Raw genomic sequence first — 17,140 nt, forward strand, 5'->3', positions numbered from 1 at the left:
AAACTGCAAGTTCTTCAATAACTGACCTTTCTCCATTTTAGGAATACAAGTGAACGTGTCGACAGCTGATAAGGCAGCCTATATCCTTTACTATGAGTTTTTGTATGAGACATGCAACACGAATTCAAATCGTGTTGTATTTTTTTTTGCACTTGCTGTTGAAAATTAGAGAAGAAGAAGGGAAAGCTTTAACTGTGATTGACTCGGGAGAAGATTATAGATTTGTAAGCAAAACGAAAATTGGAGGAGTTTTATGAGGAAAGACTTTTGGAAGACGATCCGTGAAAAGATAGATTGGCCGGTATTTCTATTTAGTGGCGGTATATTAGTAGCATTCGTGCTGTTTTCAATTCTTAAAGTAGAGCAGGTTAGCAATTTTGTGAATAAGGGATTTGACCTGTCTATTCATTACTTCGGAGCGTATTGGCAATTGCTCATGATAGCGACCTTTGGTGTAGGTGCAATATTGGCCTTTTCAAAGTACGGTAAAGTCCGTCTGGGCGATGTGAAGAAGCCTGAAATGTCTTATTTTAAATGGTTAGCCGTAATTTTGACAACCGGGTTAGGAGCGGGCGGTGTCTTTTGGGCAGCGGCAGAACCTATGTATTATTTTCTAGACGTGCCTCCCATGCATAAAGGGATTGAAGGCGGCACTGTTGACGCGATTGGGCCAGCATTGGCTCAAAGTTACATGTCATGGGGCTTCACCGCATGGTCTGTATATGGGGCGATCAGTTCCATTATTTTGATATACGCACATAAACATAAAGGAATGCCATTGAAGCCGAGGACTCTTTTGTATCCTATTTTAAAAGAGAGAATTTTAACGAGTAAATGGGGCACGGCTGCTGATGTATTTTGTATCATAGGTGCTGCTGCTGGTACAATCGGACCGATTGGTTTTCTCGGACTACAAGTAAGCTATGGAGTCAATTCGATTTTTGGCATTCCGGATACATTCGTGACACAGCTCTCAATCATCGTTATTTTGACAGGAGTCGTACTCGTATCGACCCTTACAGGTATCGAGAAGGGAATTCAATTTTTAAGTAAGCTGAATGTGAATTTAGTGGCGGTGATTGCGGTCTTCCTGATTGTGTTTGGTCCGGGCCTGTTCATCGTCAACACGTTCATGTCTTCCTTTGGTACGTATATTAGTGATTTCGTAAGCATTAGTACATTCCGTGGGGACGAGGCATGGCTTGGAAGCTGGATGCTCTTCTTCTTCGGATGGTTCATAGGGTTTGGTCCAATGGTGGCGTTATTCGTCGCAAGAATATCCAATGGTAGAAAAATCCGTGAAATATTTGTAGTAGTTGCGATAATAGCACCTATCGTTACAAACTTTTGGTTCACGGTACTTGGCGGAACGGGGATCTTCTACGAATTAAAAAATGCAGGCTCTGTCAGCGGTCCGTTGAATGAAGGCGGATTGCCGAGTGCAATCATTGCCATAGCCGAACAAATGCCGTTAGGATTCATCATGCCGACTGTCTTCTTGATTTTAACGACACTATTTGTAGTGACAACAGTAGACTCCATGTCGTATTCAATCTCCATGGCCGTGACAGGAGATGGAAATCCTCCAAAAGCCATACGTGTATTTTGGGCGATTATCATGGCCGCAATCGCCGCTATACTAATCGAAATCGGTGGTGGAGGAATCGGAGCTTTGCAGTCGTTTGTCGTCATCGCTGCAGTTCCAGTATCCATTCTTTTGCTCCCGGTCATATGGCACGCACCAAAAGTGGCAAAGTTATTGGCAATTGAGCAAGGGATAGTCAAGAAAGAATAGTGTGGTGCGCTTTTCTTATTAAAAGGATAGTCGTCTTATATGGAAGCTATCCTAACTAACACAACCAATTTATATAATTAGTGCCTATCACTAAGCTAACTTTCTAAACTTAAAGAGTGTTAACCCCTAGTATTGGGGTTAACGCTTATTTTGCATTGAAGGTGCTGACTATCCCCACGGTGCGAAGTACGTTGACTATAGAAAAAGAGTACTTGTAAGAGAGGGATGAGAGATGATGCAGCAAGGGGCTGACCGTGAGTAAACTAGCCTGAATGATAGGTATACTGTTCGGAAATGGTTAGCCCTACGAAATGTGGAAGTTGAATACAGAAAAGCTCAACGTCAACGCGTTCATGTCATCATTCGGCACGTACATCAGTGATTTTGTAAGTATCAGCACGTTTGAGGGGACGAGGAATAGCTGGGCCTTCGGCTGGTTCATAGGGTCCGGCCCATTGTGGGCACTGTTCGTCACAAGAATCTCCAACGGGAGGATGACGCGGGAAATCCTTTTAGTGGTCGCTGTAATTGCGCCAGTCATCACGAACTTCTAGTTCACAGTACTTGGAGGAACGGGCATCTTCTACAATGTGAAGAATGCAGGTTCTATCAGCGGCCCCCTTGAATGAAGGCGGATTGCCGTGAGCGATCATCGCCATCGCGGAACAGATGCCGCTCGGGGCAATCATGCCTTCGGTGTTCCTGTTTTTGACCACACTTTAGTAGTGAGGACAGTGGTCTCCATGTCGTATTCCATCTCGATGGCTGTGACGGGTGACGGGAATCCACCAAAAACGATTCGTGTTTTCTGGGCGATCATCATGGCTGTAATCGCCACCATCCTCATCAAAATAGGCGGGTGAATCAGGGCACTGCAGTCATCAGTTGTCATCGCTGCAGTTTCCGGATCGATTCTTCTGATCCTGGTAGTATGGTATACACCAAAAGTGACTAAAACACCGGGAATCGAACAAGATATCGTAGAAGATGACCACTCAATTGTAAAAGCTGCAGGCAGGACAGGGATCCATAAGTGACTCATGAAAGCTGACTAAAACGTATTGCCTTCGTGTGATACATTTTTTTTGCTGACTTCAGGTGATTGGGCTGAACCTTCGTCAAAACAGGCAGACATCTATACATAACAGTCAAGCAACCCACTTAATCTGCTAGACTGACAGGTCGCCAGCTTCCTGCTGGATACCTGGGGCATGTGTGCTATCCCTTCGAATAGGTTTGATTTGCAGCCGAACTGTCAATAGAATGAGTAAAGAATGGAGGGAATCGAGGGTGGAATTCGGAATGATCCTAATCAAGTTAGTCAGCGGTTTCCTGGCTTTGGTGATCTGCATGAAACTCACAGGCGCAAAAGGTGTCTCTAATCTGACTCCCATCGACTTCATATGGAGTATTCTACTTTCGGAAATCGTCGGGAATGGTCTTTACGACGAAAAAGTGAAATGGTACTACGTCCTGTTGACACTATTAGTATAGTGTCTGCTAAAAGTTCTGTTTGACAAGATGATGTACAAATCGGATAAGCTTGAAAGAATGCTCACAGGAGATAGGGATCATATCATCATAGACGGTGAACTGGATGAAATGGAAATGAAAGACAACCGGCTGGACCTAAGAGAGCTAAGCCATGCACTGCGTAAACAGGGCATTTTTTCCTTGGATGAAATCGATCAGGCGTTCCTCGAGAAAGATGGGACGGTGACCGTGCAGAAGAAGGAAGAATTCGAGACGGCGACAAAGGGAGATCTGATGTGTACAAAAGAGACACCTGACGCAAAATGAGCGGAAGGCGGGTCGGCTAAATACGTAATGGACAAGGACAATTGAAATGATTGCGGAAATTTTGAATCAGGCGATCACTGCACAAGCGGCATGAGATAGACCAACCGCCGCTGAGCCGGAATATCAACCAGAAGTGAATATGGCTGTGCACTAGCGTCGTAAGTGATAACTGCCTATGTATGACGCAATTCGTGAAATCTTATCAGTTACAAGAAGGTTTCTGCTGGTTGATATAGTGTTCAACCGCTTCATAAACAGCTGGAGCTGCGTGCTGTCTGACTTGATCGAGCAATTCAGCGGGGTCCTGGAACGGCAGCGTCTCTTCCGTACCGCTCCCTTTGCTGTGGAACCGCTTGTCATTAATCGAGTACGTACCATCGTCTGTCACTTTTGCAATGAGCAGCGCTTTGTTGAATGAAGACTCCGGGCTATGGTGGATCTGATGTTTCACATGGTCAATATGTGACCATTCAATCTCATCGGGATACAGCCCGTAACGTCGTTTCCAGCCGCTGTCTGTCAGTTGTTCGAATACCATGGTGCCTTTTTCGGTCGTGCCCGTCCGCAGCCGGAAAGTACCGGCAGGCGAAGTGACGGGATCGCCATCCAATGCGACGGGTTGCATGGCGAGGTTGCTGCCAAAACCACTATCGATAAGATACAGAACGCCACCATATTCGAGAAGGTTGACGACATGAGTACGGTCAAGAGTATAACTATTGCGGGGTTGTACCCAGATTGTAGCAGCGGCGAGTTGGACGGGAAAGCCAAGATCCCGGAGTACGAGATATAACAGACCATTGAGCTCGTAACACAAACCGCCGCGTCCACGTATGATCATTTTATCCTGAAGGTATTGCTCGGTGATCGGTTCTTCATTCGTAAGCAGGACGTCAAGGTTTTCAAATTCGAACTGCTGTGCAAAAAACTTCTGGACCTGACTGATCTGTTCCAGCATGGAGCCAGTCCGTTCCAGCTGGTTGAGGATTGAGATTGTCATTTTGCGTTACATCCTTTCGGTTGATGGTGGCTGTATGATGCGGATACAATAATTATAATCCATGATTCCGACGAGTGCTGCGAACTGTTTTAAGGGAGACTGCATGTACAATTTTTAATACAGGTCGTATGAAGAGCTGGGTGCTTCCGATTATAAAGAGAATGATTCCAGCAGTCTTAAGTGATTCGAAGAAGAAAAATACACTACCGACGACGAATTCTAATCCGAGCAGTAATTCGTTGAAGATAAAGATATATTGATAATTTTTGTTGAAGAAAATAATATGCTTGCCGACTTCTACTTCATATTCCTGTTGTTTATTCACTAGCTTGGGCATCTATATTCCCTCCTTATTCTCCAATTCCCTCCACAATTCCTTGTAAACGAATTTTATTGTCCCTATTCACCCTGTACTTTTATATTTATACTTAAACCCTTACGCTGTAAGACAAAACTTCAATACGATTCTTAAGCGTGTTCTAGTTGAACCAGGATACGCTCATCTTTATCGTTGCATCAGAAATTCAATTCACGCGTAACTCTACTACTAATTTTGATTGATGTATTGGTTATTGTATTATAAAAAATAAAACTTCTGTATAAATGAATATACTATGAAAATAAAGGAGGATTACATGACCTGGAGCAAATTGAAGAAAAGTCTGGAGAGTTTTCTCTGTCCCGCGTTAAGTGGAAGAGTTGAATACCTCGCAAGCAGCTATCATTATTTCCCTGACAAATCAGGAGCTTGTTATATTGCGGTGGATAAGAAGAAAGTGTTTAATATGCGTGACACAACTACCTCAATCAGATGGTTTCAGACGGAGCTGGAAATTAAGAATGCTTTAGATATTCAAATTCCTATCAGCAGTGAGGAAATTGAAGCGTTAAGAAACGAAACCAACGCGTTAGTTCCGGAGGATCGTCTACTAGTAATGGCTAGGAGTAGAAAGTTATCAGAATACGCAAAAGAGATGATGTTTGCACAGTCATCATTGAGTAAATCAAACTTTAACGTAGCAGCTAATAAGTTTTTAACTACACCTATAGAAGAAAGCATAGAGAGCAATGATATCCTATTGAATATTCTAGCTTTAGTGGACAGACGGGTAGGGAAAAAACGATTAGTAAACATGACGGAGAAGATGAAGTTAAAGCATCCAATAGTGCAGTACTTTTATGAACTGCGTCTCAGTACGTTGTGATAAAAAGATTGTACCCACTTGCAATATAGGATCGTCACAATATAAGCCAGTTGTCTAAACTCAAAAAGCGTCCACTCCTATTGTGGAAGCTTTTGTGCTTTTGAGCAGTTTCCAAGACTATCTCTCTTCAATTTGAAAAACAAACTAATTGACCGTGAAAAAGAGACGTGTTATTATTACTTTGAATTCAAGATAATTTATTCTTCATAACTAGTTTAGGATAAATTAGACTGGAAGAATTACTTACACGTAGGTATGGAACGCAGTTGGGCGTTAGGATAATTAGTAAACAAATTAGCTTGTAAGTTCGAGCTATTTATTTTTTGCTTATATATCCTTAATTCAAGATATTTTTATAAAGTGAAAAGGGGAGCATAACATGAACGGATTAAAAGGGATTCACCATGTAACAGCGATTACGAGCAGTGCTGAAAAAAATTATGAGTTTTTCACATATACATTAGGTATGCGGCTAGTAAAGAAAACGGTGAATCAGGATGATATTCAGACGTATCATCTGTTTTTTGCAGATGATGTTGGATCAGCAGGTACAGATATGACATTTTTTGATTTCCCTGGAATTCCAAAAGGGGTTCATGGAACAAATGAAATTTACAAAACTGCTTTTCGTGTCCCGACAGATGCAGCATTGGAATACTGGATAAAGCGCTTTGATAAGCATGAAGTGAAGCACACGGGAATCCAAGAAGTTTTCGGCAAAAACACCATTTCGTTTACCGATTTTGATGACCAGTACTATATGCTGATTTCAGATGAGCACAATTCTGGTGTCGAATCAGGCACCCCTTGGCAGCATGGTCCTGTACCTCTTGAGTATGCGATAACAGGGTTAGGTCCAATCCATATTCGGATTGCACAGTTTGACTACTTCAAAGAGCTGCTTGAAAAGGTCATGCTGTTTAAAGAAATCTCAGCGGAAGGTTCTCTGCACTTGTTTGAAGTCGGAGAAGGCGGAAATGGTGCTCAAGTAATCGTAGAGCACAATACGTCACTTCCAGATGGCCGTCAAGGGTACGGAACGGTGCACCACGCCGCTTTCCGAGTAGAGGATACGGATGTGCTGAATGAGTGGATTGAGCGCTTGCAATCGTTCGGCTTGAATAATTCCGGTTATGTAGATCGATTTTTCTTTGAATCTTTATATGCCCGTGTAGCACCAGGAATTCTTTTTGAGTGGGCGACAGACGGACCTGGATTCTTGGGGGATGAACCTTATGAAACCGTTGGTGAAATGTTATCATTACCTCCATTTTTAGAAGAGAAGCGCGAACAGATTGAATCGGTTGTTCGGCCTATCAACACGGTACGCAGCACGATCGAGATAGAAAAAGAGTACTTGTAAAAAGGGGGACCCGATCATGCGGCATATTTTCAAAAAAGGAACGAATGAAAAGAAACCAGTATTGCTATTGTTGCACGGCACAGGCGGTACGGAGCAAGACTTGCTTTCGTTAGCAGAACTAGTTGACCCTGAAGCGTCTGTGCTCAGTGTACGTGGAAATGTATTAGAAAATGGCATGCCCCGCTTCTTTAAACGTTTAGCTGAAGGTGTATTTGACGAAGAAGATTTAGTCTTCCGAACAAAAGAGCTGAGAGGCTTCTTAGCACAAGCAGCAATAGACTATCAATTCGATCCGTTAAACGTTGTAGCTATCGGCTATTCAAATGGGGCTAATATTGCAGCGAGTCTGCTGTTCCACTATGCTGATGCCCTAAAAGGAGCTATTTTGCATCATCCGATGGTACCGATACGTAATATCCCGATGCCAGATTTAACAGGGGTACCCGTATTTATCGGTGCGGGAGCAAACGATTCGATTTGTCCTAAGGAAGAGTCGATGGAACTGCAGAAACTGCTGGAAGAAGCGGGCGCATCTGATGAACTTCACTGGGAGCATGCGGGTCATCAGCTGACAACGACGGAAGTGCAAGCTGCAAAAGCCTGGTATGAACAAACCTTTAGGTAAATAAGCGATGAATCATGATGGATGAAGTGATCTGTTTAACTAGGTAAGAAACAAAGAAACACAAATTCAAGAGAATCAACTATATAATGGAGGAATTTCAAATGACAAAATGGACAGTAGATCAATCGCACTCAACAGTAGGCTTTGAAGTGAAACATATGATGGTATCCAAAGTAAGAGGTCAGTTTGACGCGTATACGTCAACAATCGACGCAGCAGACTTAACGGATCTTTCGAATGCTTCGATTGCTTTTAATTTCGATGTTGCAAGCATTAACACGCATTCCGCAGACCGGGATAATCACCTGAAATCAGCAGACTTCTTTGATGTAGAGAACTTTCCGGAAATCACATTCCGTTCCACTGCTATCGTAAAAGAAGGGGATGACTATAAAGTAACGGGTGACTTAACGATTAAAGACGTTACGAAACCGGTAACTTTTGACGTGGAATTTGGCGGTAAAGGTCTGGATCCATGGGGGAATGAAGTATATGGTTTCGAAGCAGAAACGAAGATTAACAGAGAAGAGTTTGGTCTGACTTGGAACACAGCGCTTGAAACAGGCGGCGTACTCGTTGGCAGAGATATCAAAATCAAAGTTGAATTGGAAGTAAACCCCGCATCTTAAATCACTAGCAGATCTAACTGTTTTGTATTGTAAATATAGGTTAGTAGAGCGTCAACTTCATTTGTGAAGTTGGCGTTTTTTCTTTTAAAATAGATTTCGGACACATTCACAGGATGAAAAACGACAAAGCACACGATACGGATTACTACAATCAGTTCTCCAAAGCATTCATCATTTCACACGACTCTAATGAAGTGAAAAGTAAAGTCAGAGGGATCCGAATGGGTAAACCCCATGTGCAGCTGCAGCGATAGACGAAGTATCTGTTGAACGACACTTTTGAATGGTTTATGAGTAATTAAAGAGATATAGTTGAAAGCCCGCCGACTAAGTCCGAGGAAAGTGGAATGTACAGGTGGGTGTTTTGCAATTCAATAGATCTGTGCGAATACTTCACGATAATAGCCCCCTCTTTCCACATACACGCGAGTCATGTAAAATAGATAACGTCATGTGAATGGCGGATTGTTAGTTATTGATGTCATGAAATTTTGGCGTAAGAATTTTGAATTCCAGTATAAATACAATGTGATTTTGAGATGAAGGGTTGACCTGGCATCCCATAATGAGAGGATTGGAAGATTAACATGAAAGAGAATTTTTGGCGTGATTTACCACGACCGTTTTTTATATTAGCACCAATGGAAGATGTGACAAATGTTGTATTTCGCCATGTTGTGGCGGAAGCAGCAAGACCCGATGTGTTTTTTACGGAGTTTACGAATACTGAAAGCTATTGTCATCCTGAGGGGATTTTCAGTGTGCGCGGACGTTTGACGTTTACAGAAGACGAACAGCCAATGGTTGCACATATTTGGGGGAATAAGCCCGAACACTTCCGTGATATGAGTATCGGGATGGCGGAACAAGGATTTAAAGGCATCGATATTAACATGGGCTGTCCTGTTCCGAATGTCGCTGCGAAAGGAAAAGGCAGCGGGCTCATCAATTATCCGGATAACGCGGCTGAAATTATTCAAGCTGCGAAAGCAGGCGGGTTGCCGGTCAGCGTGAAGACACGGCTTGGCTACACGGATGTAGAAGAATGGCATGGCTGGTTACGACATGTACTCGAACAAGACATCGCCAATTTGTCGATTCACTTACGTACCCGAAAAGAAATGAGTAATTTTGAAGCGCATTGGGAACTCATCCCTGACATCAAGAAACTTCGTGATGAAATTGCACCGGATACGTTGTTGACGATTAACGGGGATATCCTCGATCGCCAAATGGGAATGGAACTTGCCGAGAAATACGGTATCGATGGCGTTATGATTGGACGAGGCATCTTTAAAAATCCGTTCGCTTTCGAAAAAGAGCCGAGAGAACACAGCAGTAAGGAATTGATGGATCTTTTAAGACTGCAGCTCGACCTTCATGACAAATATTCAAAAGAAATCGAGGAACTTCCATTCAAACCGCTTCGCCGCTTCTTTAAGATCTATGTAAAAGGAATGCGGGGAGCAGGTGAATTGAGAAACCAATTGATGAGCACGGAAACGACAGACGAAGTACGTAAAATACTCGACGAATTTGAGATGCAGAATACGGAAGAACTTACCGAGTAAGTTGAATTTAACTGTCTTTAGTCTGTAACTACAAAGCGCACTCGCACTGTGTACATACACATCGCGGGTGCGCTTTTCCTATCAGTTACCTCTTTCACTTCTCAATTAGCGATTGCAATGCCTTTTGGCAATGCGTTCAATTAAAACCACTCCCGCAAATAGAATGATGAATAGCAGGATATGATTTGAAATAGACTTTTCCAGATGCAGATTATTGAAGAAATAGAGAACTAGAACGCTCCAGATCGCCATCACTATAATTGTCAATTAAACACCTTCCAATCTCAGAGTTGAAGGTACCTATATACGCCGTCACAAGTTTAAGATATAAGGTATACTACTGCTAAGGATACAGAGGAGAGTGAACATATGCCAGATTTTCTGCAAAATTATTTTGATGGGCTCACAGAAAGTGTGTTTTCCACATTGAAAACACCCGACGCTTATTTGAATAAGATTGCGCTCACTGCAATCATTATTGTAATCGGTATTTTACTTTATATGTTATTGAAGAAGATTGTAACTCGAAATGAAAGTGATTTTAAACGGCGAATCCGGACTCGTAAGTTTTTGAAAAACACGATGTCGACATTGACGCTTCTGTCTGTGCTGTTTATATGGGTACAGGCCATTAATGTACTAATTTTAATCGCCTTGTTATCGGGTGTATTCATTGCGTTCATGGTTAGAGGGCTTACAACGAATATTACAGCATACTTCGTCATCCGCTACCGAAAGTATTTTGAAATCGGGCACCGTATTGAAATCAATAACATCATCGGGGATGTAATTGACATCACGCCTATTAACGTCAAAATGCTGGAAGTGCGTGGTGGGCTGTCCTCAGATTCCAATACAGGACGCATTATCAAGCTGCCGAATAGTATCATTTTCGATGAATCCATTGAAGTGTTGGGCATCGCGAATAAATTCGTTTGGCACGAACTCAAGTACGTCTTGTCATTTGATAGTGATTGGGAAGCCGCTGAAAAGATTATGACAGAAGCAGGAGAACTCTATTTTGAAGAAACAGTACTGCCTCAACTTAAAGAAACCAATGGGCACCTGCCTGCAGACCCAGCAGCGCTGCGTCCAGTCTTTTCAGTGGATACAAATGACGCCGGAATCGTGCTGATTGTCCGCTATCTCGTCGATTACATTCAAGGGACAAGTGTGAAAACTTATTTGCAGAGAAAGATTTTACCTCAACTTATTACTCATCCCAAAATCGAATTTGCGATTGCTGAAGTGAAATTGTTCCGTGGATAATCGTGCTGTCTGTTAGGATGCTTCAAAAGGAAAACAAAAGAGCCTTTCATCTAACAGGGATGAAAGGCTCTTTGTCGTTTTTTTTCGTACAGCAGGCACTTATTTAGATTCATAATACTCCTTAGAATTGACGTAGAAGTGATACAGCATTCCTAAAAATATTGCTAACCAAGCGGCGCCTGCAATGAAAATCATAATCTTTGGAATGACAAGCAGGAATGGCATCTGCAAGGCTTTAGATAACTGAAAAGTGCTAGTCGTATACATGGCCAGTGGGAATGCCATTCCCCATAGTTGGGGGTCGTAATTCAATGGATATCGGTGATAAAGATGCCGCCAAATCATCAGGATGAACAGCAATGGAATCCACCATGTCCCTGTAATCCAAAAGAACAAAGTAAATCCTTTTAGGAAAGGTGTTAACTCGATAAGGAAAGGCAGCTCTTTAGCATGCAAAAGAAGTGTGGATCCCGCCAAGGTAGTAATTGCGACAGCGCCCATGTTGATCCAATAGGGTGGGGTGAGGTCTGAAAGTTTCAGTTTCAAGAAAGTGAAACGATAAAAAATGAGCGTGATAATATTTAAATACAGCATACATCCGAGTAGAAACATGCAAAGAGTACCGAACAAAAGTATGTCATTGCCATGCAAGACGTATGCGGATAGCAGCGTACCAAGGATAGAAATGGACTGTGTAGCAACAGCAGCAATCAGCCAAGCTCCATTTATCCCTTCAACAAGGGCCGGTTTGTGTTTTCGGATGGTGACAGCTGTAAAGAATACATACATAATGATGACCCATAGAAAAATTCCGAGATACCACAGGTATTTTGCAATTTGAACATTCTCTGTAAGGATAATGAGCTGGCTGCCGTAAACACAAGTTCCTGCAACGAGTGTAAAAAATCCAGGTCCATTCTCATGACTGGTAATATCTGCTGCGAATTTCGGGAAAAAGTATACGAGCCGAAGGATGGTAAGTATCCATAAAAAAATATATGCAGCGGTATTCATGTATAATAACGAAATGGATAGACTTTCTATTCCAAGTAAATGCAGAGCAATCGATAATGCTCCTGTTGCCATTATAAAAGCGAAATAACCGGAGAAGAAATTGACTACTGTATATTTTAATAAGTTCAAAGTAAGCACTCCTTGTACTGTCAAATGATTTCAGTACGATAACTATACATGCATTATACACCAATACCCTATCCAGTTAACCAAAGTTATCGGAATGGGTTTAGTATATCAGTATAATTTTCAATACAGTTATCCATAATCGACACTTGAATCACTGCAAGTTTCAATATGCATTCAGTTTAAAAACCATGAATAGAAAAGGAAGTTGCTGTTATTATGAAAACAATGTTATCTGAAGGATTGATCGTACGACATGCGGTGTCCCATGATGCAACTGCCATCGTTGAGTTTTATAATCGGGTAGGTGGAGAAACAGATTATCTGTCTTTTGGCGAAGGCGAATACCCTCAGTCGAAAGAGGAAACTAGACAGTCCATAGACGTAGGGCAAGATACTGCTGGGAGCTGTATTCTTCTTTTGATGAAGGAAGAGGAAATTATCGGAATTGGAACGATCGATTCAAGTACTAAATCCAGATTCCGTCATGTCGGTGTACTGGGCATTGTCATTTCCGAACTTCACACGGGCAAAGGACTTGGCCGCATTCTTATGAATGCGTTAATCAGCTGGTGCAAAGAGAATGACCAGATTGAAAAAATCACGCTTGTAACCAGAAGTGATAATGAGCGGGCGATCGCTCTATATGAAAAACTTGGATTTGAACGTGAAGGTGTATTCCAGAAAGATTCTTTCGATGGAAATAGATATTACGACAGCTTGTCGATGGCGCTGTTCATATAATACGAAAAAACCTTCTGCTCAGTCTATCGGGCAGAAGGCTTTTTGCATGAACTTACGAATCTAACGGCTGAGCTTTCTTTTTCGGATTGCGGATTGCGAAGGAAAGCAATAAGCCGCACGCTGCAATACATCCCGCTACGATGAATGCGACGTTGACCCCATGAATGGCGCCGTCAATTGACTTGTCGCTCGCTGCAGTAATTGTAATCGTTACAAGCACTGCCGTACCGACGGCTCCTGATATCTGACGGAACGTATTGTTCATAGCCGTTCCGTGAGAAATTAAGTGATTTGGCAGCTGATTCAAACCAAGCGTAGTGGATGGCATCATAATCATGGCGATACCAAACATCCGGATAGCATTCAAAACTGCCAAATAGGTGAATGTTGTGTCATGAGACAGATTTCCGAACATAAACGTAGTGATGGTCAATATAACGAATCCGGAACGCAATAACCATTTCGCCCCGTATTTGTCGAACAGCGTTCCTGTCACAGGGTTCATGATGCCCATGACAATTGCTCCAGGCAACAGCATAAGACCGGAGTGCAAGGCATTGAAGCCGAGCAGATTCTGCATGAACAATGGCAAAATGACTGTTGTTGCAATCATAGAAGCAAATACGATCATACCAAGACCCGTCGCAATTGAAAAAATGTTGTATTTGAATACTCGGAACTCAAGGATAGGTTCTTCAAGTTTTAGCTGTCGATTGATGAACCAGAAGAGAGTTACTGCACCTATAATAAGAGAGATGATTGTATTCGGGCTAAGCCAGCCTAAATTACCAGCAACGCTGAATCCGTAAAGGAGACCTCCAAATCCCAAAGTGGAGAGTACAATTGAAAGGTAGTCCACCTTCGGATTTGTTTGTTCTGTAATATTTTTGAGCAAAAAAGAAGCTGCGATAATGATAACAACTGCGATAGGGAAAACTACATAAAACACACTGCGCCAAGGGTAGTGATCGACTAGATAGCCTGACAAACTCGGTCCGATGGCGGGTGCGAAAGCGATGACAAGGCCAAACATCCCCATCGCTTTACCACGTTGCGAAATTGGGAAAATCAGAAACATGATTGTCTGCAAAAGCGGCATCATGATACCGGCCCCTGCGCCTTGTAATACGCGTCCTACTAGCAACAAGGAAAAGGTAGGAGAAAGAGCAGCGATGAGAGTACCTGCGGCAAATGTCCCCATAGCCGTCAGGAACAAATTACGAGTAGTGAATTTTCCAATGAGGAACGCAGTAATCGGAATCATGATTCCGTTCACGAGCATAAAAATCGACTGCAGCCACTGCACAGTACTTTCACTAATGTTAAGATCTTTCATAATCGGAGGCAGAGCTGTTGCGAGAAGTGTCTGGTTCAAAATAGTTATGAATGCACCCGACAATAATACAGCGAGAAGTGGAATGTGTTTTTTAAAATCGAATGTTTGGGAATTCCCTAGTGTTTGTGAATTGACCATTAGTTTTTTCATCACCTCATTTTAAATTAGCAAATCCTTACGTACATCTTTACATGAATTCCGGACCTGATATTCCTTTCATGATAGAGGTTTCCACGTAAAACCTCAATTATGTTGTTTAAAGACGTAAAGATAGGAAACTGCTTCTTTCTAGATTCAAAAGAGAATAAGAGGAAATAAGCGCTATAGAGGTTGGAGTCCCTGAAATGGTTGAAACGGGTTCAGGAATCGCAATTTAGTTCGCATGAATCTGAAAAGAAGGAAAGAGGGCAGATAGATTTAAAGATATAGTCATTGCAGTCCTTTCTTTAATTTGTCGAGTATTCAACGTGACATCTTTATTGTTATTTATCGTAGCAGACGTTCAATAGAAGCGAAAGAACAGAAGGACATGGTTTTCAAGTCATTGTGTGTTCTACGCAAAAATTTGTCGTTATTTCCCGGGAAATGTTCAAGGACTTTGTCGTTTACTAAGATAGAAGAATATTGTTTGTCGATATCCAACAGATCACTAGTGAAACAGAAGAACACTGATGAGGTGTTATCGAATAGGCAGGCAATAAGTAGTCATGTTGCTTATCCAGTGACTGAGGAAACATCAACTGGAAACTTATACAACGAATTGGTGTATACATACGTATCGAAATCCATTATCAAACTTTGACATTCTTCTGTACTTCTGTGAATTTTCTTTTAGTTCGTAATGAATACTCTTTCAAGATATTTAATTATGGCCGATATAAAGAATAAGTGTAGTAGTATACTTGAAAGAGAATCTAAAGAAACGATTGTTAACTATAAACGGATTCGAGGGGAAACAGATGTTTAAAAGTAAAAGTAAGCCAATAAAAGAAACTAACTATCAAAACGAACTAACTGCTTTAAAAGAAAGTCAGGCTATCAAGGAAGAGCAAGACCAGATTCGGATGTTGGAATTGAGGGATGAATTAGCTGCAGCTGTAGTTCAGCATGAAAAAGTCAATGGACAACATGGCGTCTTAGGGGATGCAGTGGGGAAAATTGAAGAACGATTTGAGAATATTGGTCAGCTTAGTGAACAAACAACGCAAAAATCGGAAGAATTATTTTTGAAAGGCTCTTCTTTGGAGAGTCAGTCCGTGACGATGGTTGCAGAAGCCGTTGAAGGAACTCAAGAGGTCCATTCAACTGCAGAAATTATAAAAAGTCTAGGCAGTCAAATTACAGCTTCTGAAAAGAACATGGCGAATTTAAGTGCACGCTCCGATGAAATTCAATCGATTGTCGGGGTAATCGAAGGAATTGCAACACAAACAAACTTACTAGCATTGAATGCTTCTATTGAAGCAGCGCGTGCCGGGGAGTCTGGATTAGGGTTCTCAGTCGTTGCACAGGAAGTGAGAAAATTAGCAGAAAGTACTGCGAAAAGTACTGCAAGTATCCAGGCACTTACTTCGTCACTGCGTGATGAGATTAAGCAGGCGCTGGATGCTACACGAACTAGTGCTGACCTTGTGGACAAAGGCGTTCAAGTAAGTTTTGCGACAGCAGAAAAAATTGAACGCATTTTAAATACAATCGAAAAGAGCCAAGGAGATATCGGTTCTATCCAAAAAATGATTGAAGAACAAAAACAACTTTCTGCGGAAGTGAAAAGTGAACTTCTGGATGCTAAAACCCTCTTTTCGCAAGCTCATGGGCTTATAGTCGAGCATATTGAAGATGCAAAAGAAGTAGATAATCGACTTGAAAACGGAATTCGTCAACTCACGTTGGGGGAAGAATAAACCGGTTCATACAAATAAGGCACATCCGTCCGTTGGATGTGCCTTATTTGTGTGTAAAAGAGGGATTTTAAAAGTACTTACGGACTTAGGGAAAACTCTCTCTCTTTTGAATCGGCTCGCATAGGATGGGTGTATATCAATGAGAAAGGAATTGAAAAATGTCCACAGTTCCTGTTATGTACGTCTATCTTTATTGCGTTCCTGCATTTTGCTGGCCAAATGGAATGCCTTCTTACAACGGAGTCTTTCCGAAAAGTGCTGAGAAAACGATATCCGATACTTCGCGCCATGAACTAGAGAAGGAGCGAATCCTATTAACAGATTATGGTCGAAAACCATTTGTCGTCAATATCGAGGAAGCGGCTAAACAGAATGACTATTTCCGTACGACACTCTGGACGGGATCCAATTTACAAGTCACGCTAATGAATTTGAATCCCGGAGAAAGTGTAGGACTGGAAATACATCCCGACGTCGACCAATTCCTGCGTTTAGAGCAAGGCACCGGATTGGTTCAAATGGGTTCTAGTAAAGATTATTTAAGCTATCAACGGGTCGTAAGTGACGACTATGCAATCGTTGTACCTGCAGGAATTTGGCATAACTTAACGAATACAGGGGAGATCCCCCTAAAGCTATATTCCATATATGCACCGCCGGAACATCCATTCGGAACAATCCATCGGACAAAAGCGGATGATATAGACGAATAGTAAACCGGTCCCAGCAACTAGGGGACCGGTCGTTTTCCATGTCATT

Annotated in this window: 19 protein-coding genes; 15 read left to right on the forward strand and 4 right to left on the reverse strand. The window is 42.1% G+C overall.

Annotation, left to right across the window (positions count from 1 at the left end):
- Positions 1-253: 253 nt before the first annotated feature.
- From QT716_RS10730 to QT716_RS10750, 5 genes are all read left to right on the forward strand, one after another.
- Positions 254-1,795 carry a BCCT family transporter gene (locus QT716_RS10730; protein ID WP_317936052.1) on the forward strand — a complete coding sequence of 514 codons (1,542 nt, stop codon included), beginning with the start codon at positions 254-256 and terminating at the stop codon, positions 1,793-1,795.
- Between the two features lie 353 nt (positions 1,796-2,148).
- On the forward strand, positions 2,149-2,349 hold the full coding sequence (locus QT716_RS10735) for a BCCT family transporter (protein ID WP_317936219.1): 201 nt from the start codon (positions 2,149-2,151) through the stop codon (positions 2,347-2,349).
- Between the two features lie 207 nt (positions 2,350-2,556).
- Positions 2,557-2,658, forward strand: a complete 102-nt coding sequence (locus QT716_RS10740) for a hypothetical protein (protein WP_317936220.1) — start codon at positions 2,557-2,559, stop codon at positions 2,656-2,658.
- Positions 2,659-3,058: 400 nt separating this feature from the next.
- Complete coding sequence (locus QT716_RS10745) at positions 3,059-3,289, forward strand: DUF421 domain-containing protein (RefSeq protein ID WP_317936053.1); 231 nt, start codon at positions 3,059-3,061, stop codon at positions 3,287-3,289.
- Positions 3,290-3,316: 27 nt separating this feature from the next.
- Positions 3,317-3,595 carry a YetF domain-containing protein gene (locus QT716_RS10750; RefSeq protein WP_317936054.1) on the forward strand — a complete coding sequence of 93 codons (279 nt, stop codon included), beginning with the start codon at positions 3,317-3,319 and terminating at the stop codon, positions 3,593-3,595.
- A gap of 202 nt (positions 3,596-3,797) precedes the next feature.
- Here the strand turns inward: QT716_RS10750 and QT716_RS10755 are convergent, their stop codons facing one another.
- A complete protein-coding gene (locus tag QT716_RS10755) occupies positions 3,798-4,595 on the reverse strand; it encodes an arylamine N-acetyltransferase family protein (protein WP_317936055.1) in 798 nt (265 codons plus the stop codon).
- A gap of 52 nt (positions 4,596-4,647) precedes the next feature.
- Positions 4,648-4,932 (reverse strand): YrhK family protein, encoded by a 285-nt coding sequence (locus QT716_RS10760; protein ID WP_317936056.1) that lies wholly within the window; start codon positions 4,930-4,932, stop codon positions 4,648-4,650.
- Between the two features lie 298 nt (positions 4,933-5,230).
- Here QT716_RS10760 and QT716_RS10765 point away from each other — a divergent pair, with 298 nt between their 5' ends.
- From QT716_RS10765 to QT716_RS10795, 7 genes are all read left to right on the forward strand, one after another.
- Positions 5,231-5,800, forward strand: coding sequence for an SF0329 family protein (locus QT716_RS10765; protein ID WP_317936057.1), 570 nt, complete (start codon positions 5,231-5,233; stop codon positions 5,798-5,800).
- A gap of 379 nt (positions 5,801-6,179) precedes the next feature.
- Positions 6,180-7,163 (forward strand): ring-cleaving dioxygenase, encoded by a 984-nt coding sequence (locus tag QT716_RS10770; RefSeq protein ID WP_317936058.1) that lies wholly within the window; start codon positions 6,180-6,182, stop codon positions 7,161-7,163.
- Between the two features lie 16 nt (positions 7,164-7,179).
- Positions 7,180-7,788 carry an alpha/beta hydrolase gene (locus QT716_RS10775; RefSeq protein WP_317936059.1) on the forward strand — a complete coding sequence of 203 codons (609 nt, stop codon included), beginning with the start codon at positions 7,180-7,182 and terminating at the stop codon, positions 7,786-7,788.
- Positions 7,789-7,889: 101 nt separating this feature from the next.
- A complete protein-coding gene (locus tag QT716_RS10780; RefSeq protein ID WP_317936060.1) occupies positions 7,890-8,417 on the forward strand; it encodes a YceI family protein in 528 nt (175 codons plus the stop codon).
- 113 nt (positions 8,418-8,530) lie between these two features.
- Complete coding sequence (locus tag QT716_RS10785) at positions 8,531-8,671, forward strand: hypothetical protein (protein ID WP_317936061.1); 141 nt, start codon at positions 8,531-8,533, stop codon at positions 8,669-8,671.
- A gap of 333 nt (positions 8,672-9,004) precedes the next feature.
- Positions 9,005-9,988 carry a tRNA dihydrouridine synthase gene (locus tag QT716_RS10790; protein ID WP_317936062.1) on the forward strand — a complete coding sequence of 328 codons (984 nt, stop codon included), beginning with the start codon at positions 9,005-9,007 and terminating at the stop codon, positions 9,986-9,988.
- 369 nt (positions 9,989-10,357) lie between these two features.
- On the forward strand, positions 10,358-11,257 hold the full coding sequence (locus QT716_RS10795; RefSeq protein WP_317936063.1) for a mechanosensitive ion channel family protein: 900 nt from the start codon (positions 10,358-10,360) through the stop codon (positions 11,255-11,257).
- A 99-nt stretch (positions 11,258-11,356) separates the two neighbouring features.
- On the opposite strand, the gene QT716_RS10800 is transcribed toward QT716_RS10795, so the two are convergent.
- A complete protein-coding gene (locus tag QT716_RS10800) occupies positions 11,357-12,409 on the reverse strand; it encodes a tellurite resistance/C4-dicarboxylate transporter family protein (RefSeq protein WP_398293297.1) in 1,053 nt (350 codons plus the stop codon).
- A 207-nt stretch (positions 12,410-12,616) separates the two neighbouring features.
- Here QT716_RS10800 and QT716_RS10805 point away from each other — a divergent pair, with 207 nt between their 5' ends.
- Positions 12,617-13,141, forward strand: coding sequence for a GNAT family N-acetyltransferase (locus tag QT716_RS10805; protein WP_317936065.1), 525 nt, complete (start codon positions 12,617-12,619; stop codon positions 13,139-13,141).
- Positions 13,142-13,193: 52 nt separating this feature from the next.
- On the opposite strand, the gene QT716_RS10810 is transcribed toward QT716_RS10805, so the two are convergent.
- Positions 13,194-14,615 (reverse strand): MDR family MFS transporter, encoded by a 1,422-nt coding sequence (locus tag QT716_RS10810; protein ID WP_317936221.1) that lies wholly within the window; start codon positions 14,613-14,615, stop codon positions 13,194-13,196.
- Between the two features lie 821 nt (positions 14,616-15,436).
- On the opposite strand from QT716_RS10810, the gene QT716_RS10815 reads away from it, so the two are divergent.
- Together QT716_RS10815 and QT716_RS10820 are read left to right on the forward strand one after the other, a co-directional pair.
- Positions 15,437-16,381 carry a methyl-accepting chemotaxis protein gene (locus QT716_RS10815; protein WP_317936066.1) on the forward strand — a complete coding sequence of 315 codons (945 nt, stop codon included), beginning with the start codon at positions 15,437-15,439 and terminating at the stop codon, positions 16,379-16,381.
- A gap of 176 nt (positions 16,382-16,557) precedes the next feature.
- On the forward strand, positions 16,558-17,094 hold the full coding sequence (locus QT716_RS10820) for a cupin domain-containing protein (protein ID WP_398293203.1): 537 nt from the start codon (positions 16,558-16,560) through the stop codon (positions 17,092-17,094).
- Positions 17,095-17,140 lie beyond the last annotated feature (46 nt).

The organism is Sporosarcina aquimarina (assembly GCF_033253705.1).
Taxonomy (GTDB): Bacteria; Bacillota; Bacilli; order Bacillales_A; family Planococcaceae; genus Sporosarcina; species Sporosarcina aquimarina.